The following is an 18,588-nucleotide window of genomic DNA, read 5'->3' on the forward strand; positions in this document are numbered from 1 at the left end:
TAGCGTCAGGCCCATCATGAAGAAAAAGGCATCGACCCAACAGGGGAATCCCGTGGCATCTGGAGACCGAGACAAGGCTCTCGACACAGCGCTCGCGCAGATCGAGCGGCAGTTCGGCAAGGGCTCCGTCATGCGCCTGGGCGACGACGACCGCCCGCCGATCGAGTCGATCCCCACCGGGGCCATCGCGCTCGACGCCGCGCTCGGTATCGGTGGTATCCCCAAGGGCCGGGTCGTGGAGGTGTACGGCCCCGAATCCAGCGGTAAGTGCCTCACCGCCGACACCCACGTGTGGACCGACCGGGGCATGGAGACCATCGCCGAACTCTTCGAGCGCGCCGGGCAGAGCGCCACCTGCACGAGCCGGGTCACCGAGATCCGGGAGCAGGGCATCCGGGTGGTCAACGAGCGCGGGGAGCTGGAGACCGTCGCCGCTCTGACCCACAACAACCGGAAGCCCGTCCTGCGCCTGACCACTGCCTCCGGGCGCCGGCTCAGCGTCACCCACAACCACCCACTGCGCGTGGTCAACGACGCGGGTTTCATCGTCTGGCGCAAGGCCGGTGAGCTGAACGAGGGCGACACGCTCGTCTCCGCGAGGTTCGGTGCCAACGAGGCCGCCCTCGGCTCCGGACTCAGCGAGGACGAGGCGGTCTTCCTCGGATACCTCGTGGCCGAAGGCACCCTCGGGTCCGAGACGTCCATGCGCTTCACCAACGGTGACGACGAGGTCGGCCGCGAGTTCACCTCGATCGCCACCTGGCTCTTCGACACCGAGGTCAAGACCTACCAGGGCAACAACTGCACCGAATACGTGCTGCCCGGGAAGAAGCTGCGCGAGCACGTCGCCGAGCGCTACGGCCTCGACCTCGTGGGCTCGGCCGGCAAGAGCATCCCCGCCGTGATCCGCACCGGCGGGGACAAGATCCAGCGCGCTTTCCTCTCCGCGCTCTTCGAGGGTGACGGGTGGATCGACACCAGTTCCACCGTCGGCCTGGCCAGCGCTTCAGAGCAGCTGGCACGCGACGTGCAGCACCTGCTCTACGGCCTGGGCATCCCCGCGTCGCTCTACACCAAGTACAACCCCGAGTACGAGCGCGACTACTGGACCGTCTCGGTCAACCCTTCGCTGGCCCACCGCTTCCTCAGCGAGATCGGGTTCCGCTCCCAGCGCCGTGCAGCCCAGGTGGAGGCGAACTTCCGACTCTCCTCCCGGAGCCCGCAGTGCGAGAACATCCCGAACCTGGGCGGATTGATCCGCAGCCTGCGTGACAGCTTCGGCGGTGACCGGGACTTCGACCGCATCGCGGGCGACCTCTTCAGCAAGGACGGTGTTCTGCCCTGCAGCCGCAACCGACTGGTGGAGATCATCGAGTGGGCGGACAGCCGGGAACAGAAGCCTTCGGCCTCCGCCGAGGCCATCCTGGCCCACCTGCGTGAACTCCTGACCTTGCCGTACACCTACGAAGCGATCACCGCGATCGAGGACGCGGGCAAGCAGCCCACGTTCGATCTTGTGCTCCCGGAGACCCACAGCTTCGTGGCCAACGGTGTGCTCTCGCACAACACCACCGTCGCCCTGCACGCGGTCGCCAGTGCCCAGAAGCAGGGCGGTATCGCCGCGTTCGTCGACGCCGAGCACGCCCTCGACCCCACCTACGCCGCCAAGATCGGCGTCAACACCGACGACCTGCTGCTCTCCCAGCCCGACACCGGTGAGCAGGCGCTCGAGATCGTCGACATGCTGATCCGCTCCGGCGCGATCTCCATCATCGTCATCGACTCCGTGGCCGCCCTGGTGCCCCGCGCCGAGATCGAGGGCGAGATGGGCGACAGCCACGTGGGTCTGCAGGCCCGCCTCATGTCGCAGGCGCTGCGCAAGATCGCCGGTGCGCTCAGCTCCACCGGCACCACCGCCGTCTTCATCAACCAGCTGCGCGAGAAGGTCGGCGTCATGTTCGGGAGTCCCGAGACCACCACCGGTGGCCGGGCGCTGAAGTTCTACTCCTCCGTGCGCCTGGACGTGCGCCGCATCGAGACGCTCAAGGACGGCACCGACGCGGTCGGCAACCGCACCCGCGTCAAGGTCGTCAAGAACAAGGTCGCCCCGCCCTTCAAGCAGGCCGAGTTCGACATCCTCTACGGGGTGGGCATCTCCCGCCAGGGCAGCCTCATCGACCTGGGTGTGGAGCACGGCATCGTGCGCAAGTCCGGTGCCTGGTTCACCTACGACGGCACCCAGCTCGGGCAGGGCAAGGAGAACGCCCGCAACTTCCTGCGCGAGAACGAGGACGTCGCCAACGAGGTCGAGAAGAAGATCAAGGAGAAGATGGGCGTGCCCATGCAGGGCGACGACAGCGCCACCGGCGAGGCCCCGCAGGCCGCCGAGGGCGGGTCGGAGACCAAGGCCGCCCCGGCCAAGAGCACGGCCAAGCGCACCACGAAGACCACCAAGGCGCCTTCGACCGATGAGTGACCCGGGCGGCGTCCCTCAGGAGGCCCCCGAACCGGATCCGCCGGGCGGGCAGCACGGTCCGCCCGGCGAGGACCCCGAGGCCAAGGCCCGGGGCCTGTGTCTGCGCATGCTCACCCACAGCCCGCGCACCCGCGCCCAGCTCGAACGCGCCCTCCTGCGCCGCGGGTTCGAGGAGGAGGTCGTGGCCTCGGTCCTGGGCACCTTCAGCGAGGCCGGTCTCATCGACGACCGGCTCTTCGCCGAGGCCTGGGTGTCCTCGCGCCACCACGGGCGGCGGTTGTCCCGCAAAGCCCTGGCGCGTGAACTGCGTACCCGCGGGATCGAGGAGGAGACCGTCCGCGAGGCCGTGGACGAGCTCTCCGACGAGGACGAGGAGGAGGCCGCCCGCGACCTGGCGCGCCGCAGCCTCCGGGGCTCCCGCGGCAAGGAGGAGCAGACCCGCGTGCGGCGGGCGCTCAGCGTCCTGGCCCGCCGCGGTTACTCGGCCGGGCTGTCCTACCGCGTGGTGCGGGAGGAGCTCGAGGCCGAGGGCGTGGACGTCGAACTCCACGACCCCGACCTGTGACCCAGGGGCTCCGCCGGATCAGGTGCGGGTCGGGTCGCTCCCCGGCTGCGGGGAACCCGCGGAGTCCGGTTCCGCGGGCTCGGCGGTAGCCTCCCGGTCGGCCGGTGCCTGTGTGGTCCCGGGGCTCCCGTCCGCAGCGGGCGCGTCGGCGCCGGTCCCGTCGGAAGCCGGCTCCGTTGCGCCCGTCCCCGCACCAGCCGGGGTCTCCGGCGGCGAGGTGGTCAGCTCCAGCGCCGGAACGTCCGCCTCGAAACCGAACACCGCGGCGTAGAAGCCCAGCTCCGCCTCCAGAGCACGTGTGCGGGCCTCGGCACCGGCGAACCCGTGCCCCTCGCCCTCGAACTCCAGCAGCGCGTGCTCCACGCCCCGCTCGCCCAGGCCGCGCGCCATCGCGGTGGCCTGGTCCGGGGTGACGACCTTGTCCTCCAGGCCCTGCAACAGCAGCACCGGGACGTCGATGTCTCCGACCCGGTTCACGGGCGAACGCTCCCGGTGGCTCTCCTCGAACCCGGGCAGCGGACCCACCAGCGTGTCCAGGAACCGCGACTCGAAGTCGTGCGTGCCCTCGGCGAAGCCCAGCAGATCCGTCACCCCGAACAGGGACACCCCGCACGCGAACGTGTCGCCGGCCAGCGCCAGCAGGGCCGTGAACCCGCCCGCGCTCGGACCCCGCACCGCGAGGCGCTCCGGGTCGGCCTCGCCGCCGTCCACCAGCGCCCGGGCCACGGCCGCGCAGTCCTCCACGTCGACGACGCCCCACTGCTTGTGCAGGCGCTTGCGGTAGGACCGCCCGTAGCCCGTCGAACCGCCGTAGTTCACGTCGGCCACACCGATGCCGCGGCTCGTGAAGTAGGCCTTGACCAGGTCGAACTCGGACGTGGAGTGCGAGACCGGGCCGCCGTGCGCCCACACCACGAACGGCGCCGGGCCGTCGGAGTCCACGTCCGGGTTGGTCGGCGGGTGGATCCGCACGTGCACCGGGGCGCCGTAGCGGCCGGTCATGGTCTGCTCCCGGGGCAACGACAGCAGGCCCTGCTCCGGCGGGTCCTGCATGGAACGGTGCAGCACCTCCACGGTCGAGGCCTCCGGGTCGATGCGCACCAGGCACGGGGGCGTGGTGGGGGAGGAGGCCACCGCCACCGCCGTGCGCCCGTCCGAGTGCAGCTGCGACCAGGTGGTCAGCTCGGTGCGCACCGGTTCCAGGTCCAGGGTGTCGGGGTCGTACACGCTCGGGGTCAGGTCGCCCTCGCCGTGCAGCGCCACCACACGCCCGGAGTCCAGCACCTGGAAGGAGCGGTGCCCCAGCCGGGCCGGCGGCGCGTGGAACTCCTCCTCGGCCGGGTACAGCGCGATCGGCTGCCCGGTCAGCCCCGCCTGGTACAGGTTCCAGAACCCGGGCCAGTCGGAGGCCACGTACAGGGTTCCGGCGTCCACCCACGCGGGCGAGACGACCGACTCGTCCACCCCGCCCTTGATCGTGTACTCGTCGCTCAGGGTGCCGCCGGTGAGGGTTCCCACCCGCAGTTCGGTGCCGTCCCAGGGCATACGCGGGTGGTTCCAGCGCACGTACGCCAGGTGCGTGCCGTCCGGCGACGGGGTCGGGGAGGCGTAGAAGTCCGAACCCGACGTGAGCTCGACGATCGAGGTGGGCTCACTGCTGCCGCGCCCGGACAGCGGCACGGTCACGATCGACCGGCGGGGCGCACCGCCGCCGACAGGGTGTTCCTCACACACGCACACGAGGCTCTTGCCGTCGGCGCTCAGCGCGGGATCGGCGTAACGCAGGCCCCGCTCCACCTCGGGCTCGGGTGTGAGCGGGACGGGCGTCCGGGACCCGCGGTCGAGCAGGTACAGGCGCTGGTCGTGGCCGCTCGCGAAGGCCACGCCCATCCGGACGAGGGCCTTGTCGTCGCGGCGGGGGACAGGCAGGTGGGAGCGCCCTCCGTACTCGTGCACGCGTGTGCCCACGCTCCAGGGCGCGGGCAAGAGGTCGGTGACGGTGCCGGTGCCGTCCCTGTGCATCAGGGTGGTGCGGCCGCCCTCCTCGGGGCGGTCCTCCTCCCACCAGACCTCGTCGCCCGCGACGCTGGGGAACGCCATCCGGCGGATCCCCCGTGCGACGTCACCGGCGCTGATGGGTGACGGCCAGGAGCCGTGGGGGTGGGGTAGTTCAGACATGTCCCGCTCAGGATCGGTCGTGGGTTCGTTTCAGGTGACATGTCGACCATAGCCAGCCGCGGACACCTGTGTGCATTGTTGGCCTCCTGTGAGTGGAAACGGCCTCCATGCAGGTGACACGATGGTTCTCGTACGCACACGTCGGGTATCGTTCCCGATTCGTGACGCCTGTGACACAGCCAGGGCACGGGCTGCGGTCTATGCTTTCGCGGATGTCACGTTGGTGACCGCCGGTCATGCAGGGCCTGCGACCCGGGTCGCTCGCCGCCGGCCGTTGTCACCTCACTGCTAGAGAGGATGCCAGCGATGAGCAAGGGACGCAGGATCCGCGCCTCCGTGGCCGTCGCCGCGGCGGGTGCGCTCGCCCTGTCCGCCTGCACGCCCCCCGAAGAGGCGGACGGTCCGGGGAACGAAGCCGACGACACCCAGTTCCTCCGGCTCGCGACGGGCTCCACGGGCGGCACCTACTACCCGCTCGGCGGCGAGATCGCCCAGCTGTGGGGTGAGCACATCGAGGGTGTCCAGGTCGACACGTTCCCGACCGGTGCTTCGGTGCAGAACCTCCGCGCTCTGGAGGGCGAGACCGAGGACGAGGAAGAGGGCCAGATCGACCAGGTCGAGCTCATCATGTCGGTCAACGGCGTGGCGATGCAGGCCAAGGAGAGCGTGGGTCCCTTCGAGGACCAGCCGCTCGAGGACCCCGACGACGTCTTCTTCCTCGGCAACATCTACCCCGAGGTCATGCAGGTCGTCGTGCTCGCCGACTCCGACATCGAGTCGATCGGGGACCTGGACGGCGCCAACGTCGAGATCGGCCCGGCCGGCAGCGGCACCGAGGTCGCCGCGCGGGACATCCTCGATGTCTACGGCATCGACGCCGACGAGGACATCAACACCTTCGACAGCGACTTCGGCGACGCGGCCACCGCGCTCGGCGACGAGCAGGTCGACGCGGCGTTCGGCATCCTCTCGGTCCCGGCCGCCGGCATCGAGGAGATCTCCGCCAACAACGACGTCCGTCTCCTGCCGATCGAGGGCGAGGAGGCCGAGGAGCTCCAGGAGGTCGACGAGAGCTACGACCTCATGGACGTCGAGGGCGGCACCTACAGCGGTCAGGACGAGGACGTCACCACCCTGACCCAGTGGGCCTCGCTGTACAGCACCGGTTCGCTCGACGACGAGACCGCCTACGAGCTGACCCGCGTGATGTACGAGCACGCCGACGAGCTCGGCCACGCCGTCGGTGACCAGGTGCAGCTGGACACGGCCCTGGACGCCCAGGGACCGATGGAGCTGCACCCCGGTGCCCAGCAGTTCTACGAGGACGAGGGCGTTCTGTAGCCACCCGCCCTCGGACGTGCCGTGCGCACGTCTGCCCTGGAACGAGGGACCCCCATCCCATCAGGGCCGCCCGTCGCCAACGGGCGGCCCTGAGCTGTGAGGAGTTCCGGGGCGCACCGCACCCTTCGGCCCGGTGTGACCGCGGGCCTGGGGTGGGAATGTTTGTCTGGATCCGAGAGGGGCCCGCGCGGCCTCTCTCCCGTGGTGAGTGGCGGGCGATCCCCGCCGAGTGAAGGATGGGGCGATGACAACGGATTCCCGACCGCCGGACGGGCCCGACCGTTCCGGTGCGGGAGCGAACACCACTGAGGGTGCGCTCGACGACTCGACGCTGAAGAGTATCGAGGAGGACATCTCCGGTCTCGAGAAGCAGGACCTCGCGGTCGACGACGCCGGTATGGGCAGCCGCCAGGACCTGCGGGCCGTGTGGCGCTGGGCGGTGTTCTTCGGTGCGGTGCTCCTGGCCGTGTTCCACTTGTGGACGGCCATGACGCAGACGCTGCCCCCGCTGCAGCAGCGCTCCCTGCACCTGGGTCTGGGCCTCGGCCTGGTGTTCCTGCTCTACCCGACCAAACCGCGCGCCTCCGGCCCCAAGAGCGGCCTCTACGGCGCGATGATGACGGTCAGCTTCATGCTGCTGGCCTATCTCGTGGTCGGTGTGGTCAGCGGCGACAACATGGGCCTGTACCTGTACCTGCCGCAGGCGGTGTTCGGCGTGCTCGCGGTCGCGGCGGTCGCCGGGACCTGGTGGTGGATCTTCAAGTGGCAGCAGGGTGCCCGAGGGGCCCCCTCCAAGGCGCAGAAGAGCGCCGGTGTGACCCTGTTGGTTCTGGCCGCGCTGATGTCCCTGGACCTGGTGACCAGTGACGCCAACGGCGGGTTCTTCTTCCTGCCGATCCTCGGCCTGGTGCTGGTCGTCCTGAGCCTGCTGCTGGCCGTGGTGCTGCTGCGCTACCCCGGCGCTGTGCCCGCCTGGCTCTGGCCGGTCGTGACCCGCTGGGGCATGACCACCGTCGGTTTCGCGATCCTGCTGTACATGGCCTTCTCCGGCGTGGCCGGTTGGCACGTCATCGGCCCGGCTCTGCTCGTTCTGGCCCTGGTGCAGGCGGCCCGCTACGTGCCCGTGGCGGTCATGGGCCTGCCGTTCGCCGACATTCTGCTCGCCGGACTGGGCGTCCTCGCCGGCATGTACATGTTCTTCAACTACCAGGAGATCCAGAGCACGGTCGGCGTCGTGAACCCGACCTACGTCACGATCGGCACGGTCGGGATCCTGCTCGTCCTGGTGGCGGCCTCGCGCGTGCTCGGGCAGGCGCTGGTCGTGCTGGCCTCGGCGATGCTGGTCTTCTCCTACTTCGGGCAGTACATGCCCGGGTTCCTGCGCCACCGCGGTTCGAGCGTGGACCAGATCGTCACCAACCTCTGGGTCGGTACCGAGGGCGTGTTCGGGACCCCGCTGGGGATCTCGGCGACCTTCATCTTCCTGTTCATGATCTTCGCCGCGATGCTGCAGCGCACGGGCATGGAGAAGTTCTTCACCGACCTGGCGCTGGGCGCGACCGGTTCGGCGATCGGCGGCACCTCGAAGGTCGGCATCGTCACCAGCGCCTTCACCGGCACCATCACCGGCAGCTCGGTGGCGGGCACCGTCTCCAACGGCGCGTTCACGATCCCGATGATGAAGAAGTCCGGCTACAACCGCGAGTACGCGGGTGCGGTCGAGGCCTCCTCCTCCACCGGTGGTCAGATCCTGCCGCCCATCATGGGTGCGGGCGCCTTCATCATGATCGAGTTCACCGGGGCCAGTTACGGTGAGATCCTCGTGGCCGCGGCGATCCCGGCGATGATGTTCTTCGTCGCCCAGTACGTGGTCGTGCACTACGACTCCAAGCGCTTCGGTATCGGCGGCCTGCCCAAGGAGATGCTGCCGAGCGTGCGCCAGGTGATGCTGACGCGCGGCTACCTGCTCATCCCGATCATCGCGATCTTCGCGCTGCTGTCGATGGGCTACTCGCCGATGTTCTCCGCCATGGGCGCGGTCGCCGCGGTCGTGGCCATCAACCTGTTCGTTCAGGTCATCACCATCCCGTGGACCAGGATCGACGGGAACACGCGCCTGCGAGCGGGCGGTGAGATCGCCGGACGTCTCACGCGCCTGGCGCTGCCGCTCGTGGTCGCCGGTGTGGCCGCCTCCGCTCTGGTATGGGCGGCCCAGACGTTCATCACCGGGGTCGACCGCGGTGTGACGGCGCTCATCGCGTCGGCGCTCATCGCGCTGGTGGCCGTGATCGTCGTGCGCCTGTTCCGCAGGTGGGCTGCCCACGACCCGGACCGTCTGGACCTCAACTCGATCCTGGACGGTCTGGTCGGTGCGGCCCGCCTTGCGGTGCCGATCATCATCGCCTGTGCCTCGGCGGGCATCATCGCCGGTGTCATCACCACCACCGACCTGGGGCTCAAGCTCTCCTCGGGTCTGCTGGGCGTGGCCGGCACGATCTCGACCGGGATCGCGGTCGCGCTCGACTGGTTGGCGGCCACCCCGCTGCTGGCCTGGGCGAACCTGGACGCCGGCTTCGGTGCCCAGCTGGTGTCGGACATGCGGCTGGACCTGGCGCTGATCCTGGTCATGTCGATGCTGGCCTGCCTGGTCCTGGGCATCGGCCTGCCGACCACCGCGAACTACGTCATCACCGCGACGCTGGCGGCCCCGGCGATCGTGGCGGTGCTCGCGGGCGAGTTCGACGTGCCGCAGGTGTCCATGCTCCTGATGGCGCACATGTTCGTCTACTACTTCGGTGTGTTGGCGGACATCACACCACCGGTCTGTCTGGCGGCCTACGCGGCCTCGGGCATCTCCGGCGGCGACGCCGTCAAGACTGGTGTGTACTCGGTCCGTATCGCCTGTGCGGCGTTCATCATGCCGTTCATGTTCGTGTTCAACCCTGCCCTGTTGCTGCAGGACGTCACGCTCGCCGAGGGGGTCTTCTCGGTCGTCTCCGGCTTCGTCGGTGCGGTTTTCGTGGCCCTGGGCATGACCGGGTTCATCAGACGGAACCTCCCCTGGCCCTACCGCACCGGCATTCTGGTCGCGGGTCTGCTGGTGGTCTCGCCGGGCATTCCGGTCACTCTCGTCGGTCTGGCGCTGGGCGGGGCCCTGTACGGCCTGGAGCTGTACCGGACCCGGCACCTGCCGGACTTCGTGGTCAACACGGAGGGCATGAAGCCCATGGGGCAGAACAAGAACCGCATCACGGCGTAGGGGCCACCGCCCCACCCGTCACGACGGCCCCGCGTTCGGACACCGCTCCGGTGCGCGGGGCCGTCGGCGTTCCGCGGCTGGACCGAGGGGCCGACACAGCCGATAGCCTGGGGGGCGTGAGCCAGAGTCGTACCTACCAAGTGCGGACCTACGGCTGCCAGATGAACGTCCACGACTCCGAGCGCCTCTCCGGTCTGCTGGAGGACGCGGGGTTCGCGCGCGCAGCCGAGGACACCACCGCCGACATCGTCGTCTTCAACACCTGCGCGGTCCGGGAGAACGCCGACAACCGCCTCTACGGCAACCTCGGGCACCTGCGGCCGGTCAAGGACCGCAACCCCGGGATGCAGATCGCCGTGGGCGGCTGCTTGGCGCAGAAGGACCGCGGCGAGATCGTGCGCCGCGCCCCCTGGGTGGACGTGGTCTTCGGCACGCACAACATCGGGTCCCTGCCTGCCCTCCTCGAGCGCTCGCGCATCGAGAAGGAGGCGCAGGTCGAGATCGCCGAGTCCCTCGAACACTTCCCGTCGACGCTGCCCAGCCGGCGCGAGTCGGCCTACGCGGCGTGGGTGTCGATCTCGGTCGGGTGCAACAACACCTGCACCTTCTGCATCGTGCCGTCGCTGCGCGGCAAGGAGAAGGACCGCCGCCCCGGCGACGTGCTCGCCGAGGTGCGCGCCCTGGTCGAGGAGGGTGTCACCGAGGTGACCCTGCTGGGCCAGAACGTCAACGCCTACGGCAGTGAGTTCGGCGACCGCCAGGCCTTCTCCAAGCTCCTGCGCGCCTGCGGTGAGGTCGAGGGGCTGGAGCGGGTGCGTTTCACCTCGCCCCACCCGCGCGACTTCACCGATGACGTCATCGAGGCCATGGCCGAGACCCCCAACGTCATGCCGCAGCTGCACATGCCGCTGCAGTCGGGCTCGAGCAAGGTGCTCAAGGACATGCGCCGCTCCTACCGGCAGGAGCGCTTCCTCAACATCGTGGAGAAGGTGCGCGCCTCGCTGCCGCACGCCGCGATCAGTACCGACATCATCGTGGGCTTCCCCGGCGAGACCGAGGAGGACTTCCAGGAGACGCTGCACGTGGTGCGTGAGGCCCGGTTCTCCCAGGCCTTCACGTTCCAGTACTCCAAGCGCCCCGGGACCCCCGCCGCCACCATGGACGGCGAGGTCCCCGCCGACGTGGTCAAGGACCGCTACCAGCGCCTGGTCGACCTGCAGGACCAGATCTCCCTGGAGGAGAACCGGAAGATCGTCGGGCGCGAGGTCGAGCTGCTGGTCGCCGAGTCCCAGGGCCGCAAGAGCGACGAGCGCCGCCGCCTGTCGGGGCGCGCGCCCGACAACCGCCTCGTGCACTTCTCCCTGGCCGAGGGCGACGAGGAGCCGCGACCGGGTGACACCGTCACCGTCGAGGTCACCTACGCCGCACCGCACCACCTGGTCGCCGACTCCGGCGTGCGGGCCCTGCGCCGCACCCGCGCCGGTGACGCCTGGGACGCCCGCAACGGGCGCCCGGTGCAGCAGAGCGCGCCGGACGTGCTGCTGGGCATGCCCGCCATCGGCAAGCCGGCCGAGGAGCCGGCCGCGCCCGCGGGGGGCTGCTGCAGCATCGACTGACACCGCTGCCGGGGGTGTTCGGTCCCCGCGCGGCAAGGGTCACGGGCTCGCCGCCCGTGGCCGTACGACGACCGGGGCCGGTCCCACATGAGGGGCCGGCCCCGGTCGTGTGCGTGTTCCCGGCGGGTGCGGCTCGGCGGGTTCAGGTCGCCGACTCAGGGCGCGGGCTTCGGGCCGCAGGCCTCAGGGCGCAGGAGGCCGGGACTCAGGTGCCCAGGCGCACCGGGAGTTCCTCCAGACGCAGCGCGGCCGGCACGACCTGCCTCCGCGGGGGACGCCCGGGCACCAGGGACAGGTCCGGGTAGGCCGACAGCAGGGCGTCGAAGGCCACCTCGCCCTCCGTGCGTGCCAGGGCGGCCCCCAGGCAGTAGTGCATGCCGTGGCTGAACGCCTGGTGCGCCTCGCCCGGCCGGCCGTGGTGCCTGGTGATGTCGAAGCGGTAGGGGTCCTCGTGCACGTCCGGGTCGCGGTTGGCCCCGGCGATGACGGCGATGACGGCCGTCCCCGCGGCGATCTCCGTTCCGCCGATCTCGAGGGGTTCGGCGGCGTAACGCGGGCGGGTCAGCAGCGCCGTGCCGCCTTCGCGCAGCATCTCGTGCACGGCCGCGGGCATGAGGTCCCGGTCCGAGCGGAGCATCTCCCACTGCTCGGGGTGCTCGAGCAGGGCCCGGGTCCCGTTGCCGATGAGGTGGGCCGTGGTCTCGTACCCGGCGATGATCAGGGTGAAGACCAGGGTGATGAGCTCGCTCTCGGTGAGGCGGTCTCCGTCCTCGTCGCGGGTCCGGACCAGGGCGCCCAACAGGTCGTCGTGCTCGGTCTCGCGGCGCTCGGCGATCATGTGCCGGGCGTGCTCGACGGCCGCGCCCATGGCGTCGTTGAGCTGTGAGGGGTCGCTCCGGTCGAAGCCGACCAGCTGGTCGCTCCATGCCCGCCAGCGGGCCCGGTCCGTGGTCGGGACCCCCACCAGGTCGCCGATGACCGTGATCGGCAGCGGGTAGGCGAAGTGCGCGAGGAGGTCGACCGTTCCGTCGGCCTCGGCGTGTTCGGGCAGAGCCGCCAGGAGCTCCTCGGCGGCCCGGCGGATGCGGGGGCGCAGCTCGTTCACCCTGCGGACGGTGAAGGTGCGCGAGACGAGCTTGCGCAGGCGCACGTGGTCGACGCCGTCCTTGTCGAGGATGGTGTCGGTCAGGTAGGAGACCAGGTCCGCACGCACCCCCATCATGCGCATCATCTCCGCCCGCCGGTTCTCGGTGTCCCCGCCGGGAACGTTGTCGGGGTCGACGACGAACCTGCGGTCGGAGAGCACCGCCTGCACCTCCTCGTCGCCGGCCACGAGCAGCACCTCGGACGTGTCGAGGAACCGGCCCCGGACGACGCGTCCCGCCGAACGGATGCGTTCGATCGTGCGGAAGGGGTCCTCGGCGAACTCGGGGTCGGTCAGGTCGATGGGGTCGTGCGTGGTCTGTGGCCGGGTGGCGGTCATGGCCCCTCCAGGGTCATTCGCGTCGGACGTTGCGGTAGCGGTCGATCTCGGCCCGGACCCGCTGGACCGTGTTGTCGAACAGGCCCACGACCTGCGGCCAGGCGGTGCTCAGGGCTTCGGGGTCGTCGGTCTCGCCCAGGGATCGGCTCAGGGCGTCGGCGGCCAGTTGTGTGCGGCGCTCCCTCGTGGGCACGTTGCGCCCCTGGCTCTCGAGCAGGGGCGGGTACATGAGGAAGCCGGTGATGGTCGTGCCGAAGATGTGGAACAGCTCTTCGCGGGCCAGGTCGGTGCGTACCAGGCCGTGCTCGCGCAGCAGGTGGAAGTAGGCCTCGAGGTCGTTCAGGCGCTGATCCGTGACCTCTCCTCCCTCGGCGGCGGCGGTCTCGCTGACCGTGCCGAGCATCCCCGTGTCGGCCATGAAGACCTTCTGCAGTAGCGGGGAGTCCCCGAACGCTTCCAGGGAGGTCGCCCCGACCCTGCTCGGCAGGATCTGGACGGGATCTTCCCCCATCACCCTGACGATGCGCGCCGCGGTCTCGGCCTGGGTGCGCATGAGCACCACCAGGAACAGCACCTCCTTGGTGGGGAAGTGCAGGTAGACCGTTCCCTTGCCGACCCCTGCCCGGCGTGCGACGTCCTCGATGGTGATCTTGGCCGGACCCAGCACGACCATCAGGTCGGCGGCGGCGTCGAGGATGCGGTCGGCACGTTCGGCACGGGCCTGCGGTGAACGTCGGGAACGGGCGGACTGGACCACGCGGTGCTCCTGTGGGTCGGTGGGGCGCGGAAGCGCTGCGGCCTCCGCGGTGTGCAGCGTTGACGACCATATCGCCGCACCCCCTTCCCGTGACTTCGTGACCAGATTTCAAAGTTGGTCACGAAGTCACGATAAGCGGAGGCGGGGGTCCGCGGCAAGGGGAGCGGTGGTGATGGCCGGGGGCGGCCAGGTCGGAGGGGAGCTGGTGGGGGCGGAGGCGCTGGTGGGTCGGGGCGCACAACGACGGAGCCGTCTTGGCGGAGGAAGGGGCGCTGGTGGGGGTGGAACGACGGAGCGCCGCACCCCGGGGCGGGATACGGCGCTCCTGTGGTCGAGGGGTGGGGCGGGCGGTCAGTCCACCCCGAGGCGGCCCGTCGGCAGCAGCGTGGACACGTCCACCAGGGCCTCGCCCGAGGACTCCTCCTCCGCACCCGACAGCGCCTTCTCCACGTGGTGCAGGGCGCGCTCCACGAGGTCCTCGGCGTCATGGGGCAGCCACGTCACACGCGGGTCGCGGCGGAACCACGACTCCTGGCGCCGGGCGAACTTGCGCGTGGCCTGGGCCGTGGCCGCGCGGGCCTCCGACTCCGACATCTCCCCGTCCAACTGGGCCAGGGCCTGCGAGTACCCCAGAGCACGAGAGGCGGTGCGGCCCTCGCGCAGCCCAACCTTGTCGAGTTCGCGGACCTCCTCCACAAGGCCCTGCTCCCACATGCGGTCCACACGCAGGTCGATGCGCTCGTCCAGCTGCTCGCGTGGTGCGGAGACGCCCAACTGCAGGCAGGGGTAGAAGGAGGAGTGGTCCGGAAGGTTCGCGGTGAACGGCTCCCCGGTCAGCTCCACGACCTCGAGCGCGCGCACGATGCGGCGGCCGTTGCCCGGCAGGATCGAACGCGCCGCGGCCGGGTCGACGTCGGCCAGGCGCGCGTGCAGGACCCCGGGGCCGACCTCGTTGAGCTCGGCCTCCAGACGGGCACGCACATCCGGGTCGGTGCCCGGGAAGTTGAGGTGGTCGAGCACCGCACGTACGTACAGGCCCGAGCCGCCCACCAGGATCGGGAGGACGTCCTGGTCGGTGAGTTCCTCGACGCGCTCGCGCGCCATGGTCTGGTAACTGGCGACGTCGGCGGGTTCGGAGACCTCCCACACGTCCAACAGGTGGTGGGGCACCCCGCGGCGCTCGGCCTCGCCGACCTTGGCGGTGCCGATGTCCATGCCCCGGTAGAGCTGCATGGAGTCGGCGTTGATCACCTCTCCGCGCCGACCCACGCGTTCCTCCAGCCGCAGCGCCAGTTCGACGGCGAGGTCCGATTTGCCCACAGCGGTCGGCCCGACGACCGCGATCACCTTGATCATGGCCCCAGCGTAGCCATGCCGACACACTCCCCGCTGCGGGGTCGGCCACACGGGGTCACCGGGGGCGGTGACGGAGGGGCCTGTTGCCGGGCGGGGCGTTCCCCGGGCAGGGCCGTCGGCTTCGGGTGTGCGCCGGGGTGTGGGGCTCGGTGGGTGGGGGTTGTGCGCTCCCCCACGGGCACTCGCTAGGGCTCGCGCCCGAGGCGGAGCGTTTCTGGGGGCGAGCATTCGCGAGGGGGCGGGGCGTCGCCTGGGTGGCGCTGAGTGGTGAGGGGGCGTCTCTTGTGTGGCGGCGTGCCTGAGGGCTTGCTGGCGGGTGAACGTTTGCGGGGGTGTGGGCTTTGCGCTCCGCCACGGGCACTCACCAGCGTTCGCGCCCGAGGCGGAGCGTTCCTGTGTGGCGGTGTGTGGTTGGGGCGGAGCGTCCTGGGGTGGTGCTGGCGCGTGATCTAAGGCGTTCCTGGGGTGCGGGTGGGTGAAGGGGTGGTGGGTGTCTGGGGTTGCTGTGGAGGTGCGGGTTGGTGGGGGTGCGGGTTTTGCGCTCCGCCACGGGCACTCGCTAGGGCTCGCGCCCGAGGCGGAGCGTTCCTGTGGTGGCGGCGTGCGGGAGGCGAAGCGCTCCTGTGGTGGCGGTGTGCGGTTGGGGTGGAGCGTCCTGGGGTGGTGCTGGCGCGTGATCTAAGGCGTTCCTGGGGTGCGGGTGGGTGAAGGGGTTGTGGGTGTCTGGGGTTGCTGTGGAGGTGCGGGTTGGTGGGGGTGCGGGTTTTGCGCTCCGCCACGGGCACTCGCTAGGGCTCGCGCCCGAGGCGGAGCGTTCCTGTGGTGGCGGCGTGCGGGAGGCGAAGCGCTCTTGTGGTGGCGGTGTGCGGTTGGGGTGGAGCGTCCTGGGGTGGTGCTGGCGCGTGATCTAAGGCGTTCCTGGGGTGCGGGTGGGTGAAGGGGGGGTGGGTGTCTGGGGTTGCTGTGGAGGTGCGGGTTGGGGGGGGTGCGGGTTTTGCGCTCCGCCACGGGCACTCGCTAGGGCTCGCGCCCGAGGCGGAGCGTTCTGATGGTGGCGCTCGCGCCCGAGGCGGAGCGTTTCTTGGGGGCGGTGCGCAGTTGGGGTGGAGCGTCCTGTGGTGGCGGTGTGCGGTTAGGGCGAAGCGTTTCCTGGGTGGCCGGTGAGTGGTGAGGGCGGGGCGTTGTGGGGGTGTCCTTGCGCGGGAGGCGGAGCGTCCCGGTGGTGCCGGTTCCTGGGCGAACCAGGGGACCCGACGTGCGCCCTAGTATTGAAGGCATGCGATTCGCCAAGGGCCACGGAACAGAGAACGACTTCGTGATCCTCCCCGACCCCGACGGGGAGCTGGAACTCACGGAGGAGACCGTCCGTCTGCTGTGCGACCGACGCGCCGGCCTGGGCGCGGACGGGATCCTGCGCGTGGTGCGCACCAACGCCCTGGGCGAGGCACTGGCACCGGCCGCACGCACGGGCGAGCGTCCCCAGTGGTTCATGGACTACCGCAACGCCGACGGCTCGGTCGCCGAGATGTGCGGCAACGGGGTCCGGGTCTTCGCGCGCTACCTCCTGCACGCCGGCCTGGTCTCCGAGGACCGCTTCGAGGTCGGCACCCGCGACGGGGCCAAGCAGGTCTCGATCGAGGAGGACGGCCAGGTCACGGCCGACATGGGCCGCGTCGAGATGCAGGGTTCCTCCTCGGCGAAGCTGGCCCGCCAGGCGGTGCACGGCGCCCAGATCTCGGTCGGCAACCCCCACCTGGCGTGCGAGGTGACCGGTCCGGTCGCCGACGTGGACCTGAGCGAACCGCCCGTCCTGGACTCCGAGGCGTTCCCCGAGGGCGCCAACGTCGAGGTCTACGCCCGGACCGGCCCCGGATCCCTGGAGATGCGGGTCTTCGAACGCGGTTCCGGCGAGACCCGTTCCTGCGGCACCGGCATCGTGGCCGCCGCGTCCGCCGCCACCCCCAGCGGGGAGAGCGCGACGTGGAAGGTGCGAGTGCCCGGCGGCGAGTGCACCGTCCTGCTCGACGCCTCCGGCGCACGGCTGCGCGGCCCCGCGGTCATCGTCGCCGAGGGCGAGACCTACCTGGCCTGACCCCCGGCTCCGACACCGGCCCCGGCCGGGCGGGGGCTGAGCAGTCACCCGGCCCGCTACGGGCCCAGCAGCACCTCGGTACCCAGACCGCGCAACGACGCGTCCAGCACACGCGCGGTGTGGGCCACCGGCATCGGCGTCCCCGCGCGTTCCAGGGCCGAACCGATCTGCATCGAACACCCCGGGTTGCCCGAGACCAGCACCTGCGCCCCCGTGGCCGCCGCGTCCTGGCCCTTGCGGTCGCCCAGCTCCGCGGCCGGCTCCGGGTTGAACAGGTTGTACACCCCCGCCGACCCGCAGCAGATCTCCTTGTTCGGGAGGTCGGAGACGGTCAGCTCGGGGATCCGCGCCAACAGTTCCCGCGGCGCCGACGTCACCCCCTGGCCGTGCGACAGGTGGCAGGCGTCGTGGTAGGCCGCGTGCACCGGCAGCGGGTGGCGTTCGGCCTGCGGCCCCAGGTCGGCCAGGAACTCGGTGAGGTCGACGACCTTCTCCGAGGCCGCACGGGCACGGCGCACCCACGCCGGGTCGGCACCGGCCTCCTCCAGGGTCCGGTCCATGTGCTTCATGCTCGACCCGCACCCGGCCGAGTTCACCACGACGCGCTCCACATCGGCGCGTTCGAAGACCTCCACGAGGGCGCGCGTGAACCGGGCCGCTTCGTCCAGGCGCCCCGAGTGGCCGGACAGCGCCCCGCAGCAGCCCTGGGAACGCGGGATCACCACGTCGCATCCCTCCAACGCCAGGATCCGGGCCGTGGCCGTGTTGACCTCGGGGAAGAACGCCCCCTGCACGCACCCCACGAGCATGCCCACCCGCGCCCGGCGGCTGCCCACAGCGGGCACGAACTCCGGCAGGGGCGGCGGAGGTGACGACAGCGGCGGGGCGATGCGTTCCATCGTCGCGAGGGTGGGGGAGATGCGGTCCAGCACCCCGCTCTTGCGCAGCGCCCGGCCCACACCCGTGGCCTGGTAGGCGCGCAAGGGTCCCCGCATCATCCGGAGCCGGGCGCGGTACGGGAACAGCGAGAAGACCGCGCCCCGCAGCGCACGCTCGGGCACGGGGCGTTCGTGCTGCTCCTCGACCTTGTGGCGCGTGTGGTCGATCAGCGCGTCGTAGGCCACCCCCGACGGGCACGCGGACACACACGCCAGGCAACCCAGGCAGTTGTCGAAGTGGCCGACCGCCGCCTGGGTGAGGACGTCGTCCTCGTGCATCTGCTCCATGAGGTGGATCCGGCCGCGCGGGGAGTCCATCTCCTGCCCCCACAGCACGTGGGTCGGGCACGTGGGGAGGCAGAACCCGCAGTGCACGCAGTCGTCGAGGAGCTCGCTGAAACGCTGGTCGGTGTCACCGGAGATCGGCTCGGTCATGTGGGCTCCCTCGTCGGGTGGGGCTCGCTCGGGGCTCGGGTCAGGGCTCGGATCGGGGCACGTGGACCGTTGTTGTGTGGCGGTCCCGCCCG

General features: G+C 70.7%; 11 protein-coding genes and 1 pseudogene. 7 read left to right on the forward strand and 5 right to left on the reverse strand.

Annotated features, from left to right (window positions below):
* Positions 1-16 precede the first annotated feature (16 nt).
* The 3 genes and pseudogenes from IDM40_RS28975 to IDM40_RS22425 all read left to right on the forward strand — a co-directional run.
* Positions 17-268: pseudogene (locus tag IDM40_RS28975) on the forward strand (recombinase RecA); the annotation flags it as partial.
* Positions 242-2,476, forward strand: a complete 2,235-nt coding sequence (gene recA, locus IDM40_RS22420; protein ID WP_407940038.1) for a recombinase RecA — start codon at positions 242-244, stop codon at positions 2,474-2,476. The pseudogene IDM40_RS28975 and the gene recA, both read left to right, overlap by 27 nt.
* Positions 2,469-3,041 carry a regulatory protein RecX gene (locus IDM40_RS22425; RefSeq protein WP_193124025.1) on the forward strand — a complete coding sequence of 191 codons (573 nt, stop codon included), beginning with the start codon at positions 2,469-2,471 and terminating at the stop codon, positions 3,039-3,041. Before recA ends, IDM40_RS22425 begins: the two co-directional genes overlap by 8 nt.
* A gap of 18 nt (positions 3,042-3,059) precedes the next feature.
* Here the strand turns inward: IDM40_RS22425 and IDM40_RS22430 are convergent, their stop codons facing one another.
* Complete coding sequence (locus IDM40_RS22430; protein WP_193124026.1) at positions 3,060-5,219, reverse strand: prolyl oligopeptidase family serine peptidase; 2,160 nt, start codon at positions 5,217-5,219, stop codon at positions 3,060-3,062.
* Between the two features lie 306 nt (positions 5,220-5,525).
* On the opposite strand from IDM40_RS22430, the gene IDM40_RS22435 reads away from it, so the two are divergent.
* The 3 genes from IDM40_RS22435 (at position 5,526) to miaB (ending at position 11,435) form a co-directional block, all read left to right on the forward strand.
* Entirely contained in the window at positions 5,526-6,560 is a 1,035-nt protein-coding gene (locus IDM40_RS22435) for a TAXI family TRAP transporter solute-binding subunit (protein ID WP_193124027.1), read from the forward strand.
* Positions 6,561-6,804: 244 nt separating this feature from the next.
* Positions 6,805-9,819: a TRAP transporter permease gene (locus tag IDM40_RS22440; protein ID WP_193124028.1), complete on the forward strand. Its 3,015-nt coding sequence runs from the start codon at positions 6,805-6,807 to the stop codon at positions 9,817-9,819.
* 140 nt (positions 9,820-9,959) lie between these two features.
* Positions 9,960-11,435 (forward strand): tRNA (N6-isopentenyl adenosine(37)-C2)-methylthiotransferase MiaB, encoded by a 1,476-nt coding sequence (miaB, locus tag IDM40_RS22445; RefSeq protein ID WP_328807101.1) that lies wholly within the window; start codon positions 9,960-9,962, stop codon positions 11,433-11,435.
* A 205-nt stretch (positions 11,436-11,640) separates the two neighbouring features.
* Here the strand turns inward: miaB and IDM40_RS22450 are convergent, their stop codons facing one another.
* The 3 genes from IDM40_RS22450 to miaA form a co-directional block, all read right to left on the reverse strand.
* A complete protein-coding gene (locus tag IDM40_RS22450) occupies positions 11,641-12,918 on the reverse strand; it encodes a cytochrome P450 family protein (protein ID WP_193124030.1) in 1,278 nt (425 codons plus the stop codon).
* A gap of 13 nt (positions 12,919-12,931) precedes the next feature.
* Complete coding sequence (locus IDM40_RS22455; RefSeq protein ID WP_193124031.1) at positions 12,932-13,675, reverse strand: TetR/AcrR family transcriptional regulator; 744 nt, start codon at positions 13,673-13,675, stop codon at positions 12,932-12,934.
* 351 nt (positions 13,676-14,026) lie between these two features.
* Complete coding sequence (gene miaA, locus IDM40_RS22460) at positions 14,027-15,031, reverse strand: tRNA (adenosine(37)-N6)-dimethylallyltransferase MiaA (RefSeq protein WP_193124032.1); 1,005 nt, start codon at positions 15,029-15,031, stop codon at positions 14,027-14,029.
* 1,276 nt (positions 15,032-16,307) lie between these two features.
* On the opposite strand from miaA, the gene dapF reads away from it, so the two are divergent.
* On the forward strand, positions 16,308-17,123 hold the full coding sequence (gene dapF / locus IDM40_RS22465; RefSeq protein ID WP_193124033.1) for a diaminopimelate epimerase: 816 nt from the start codon (positions 16,308-16,310) through the stop codon (positions 17,121-17,123).
* Positions 17,124-17,179: 56 nt separating this feature from the next.
* On the opposite strand, the gene IDM40_RS22470 is transcribed toward dapF, so the two are convergent.
* Positions 17,180-18,496, reverse strand: a complete 1,317-nt coding sequence (locus IDM40_RS22470) for a (Fe-S)-binding protein (RefSeq protein ID WP_193124034.1) — start codon at positions 18,494-18,496, stop codon at positions 17,180-17,182.
* Positions 18,497-18,588 lie beyond the last annotated feature (92 nt).

Origin of the sequence: Nocardiopsis coralli (genome assembly GCF_014892575.1) — a bacterium.
Lineage (GTDB): Bacteria > Actinomycetota > Actinomycetes > Streptosporangiales > Streptosporangiaceae > Nocardiopsis > Nocardiopsis coralli.

Excerpts from the sequence above, each read along its gene's own strand:
- IDM40_RS22425 (WP_193124025.1), top strand. The coding sequence starts at position 2,469 with ATGAGTGACCCGGGCGGCGTCCCTCAGGAGGCCCCCGAACCGGATCCG.
- IDM40_RS22430 (WP_193124026.1), bottom strand. The coding sequence starts at position 5,219 with ATGTCTGAACTACCCCACCCCCACGGCTCCTGGCCGTCACCCATCAGC.
- IDM40_RS22435 (WP_193124027.1), top strand. The coding sequence starts at position 5,526 with ATGAGCAAGGGACGCAGGATCCGCGCCTCCGTGGCCGTCGCCGCGGCG.
- IDM40_RS22440 (WP_193124028.1), top strand. The coding sequence starts at position 6,805 with ATGACAACGGATTCCCGACCGCCGGACGGGCCCGACCGTTCCGGTGCG.
- IDM40_RS22450 (WP_193124030.1), bottom strand. The coding sequence starts at position 12,918 with ATGACCGCCACCCGGCCACAGACCACGCACGACCCCATCGACCTGACC.
- miaA (WP_193124032.1), bottom strand. The coding sequence starts at position 15,031 with ATGATCAAGGTGATCGCGGTCGTCGGGCCGACCGCTGTGGGCAAATCG.
- dapF (WP_193124033.1), top strand. The coding sequence starts at position 16,308 with ATGCGATTCGCCAAGGGCCACGGAACAGAGAACGACTTCGTGATCCTC.
- IDM40_RS22470 (WP_193124034.1), bottom strand. The coding sequence starts at position 18,496 with ATGACCGAGCCGATCTCCGGTGACACCGACCAGCGTTTCAGCGAGCTC.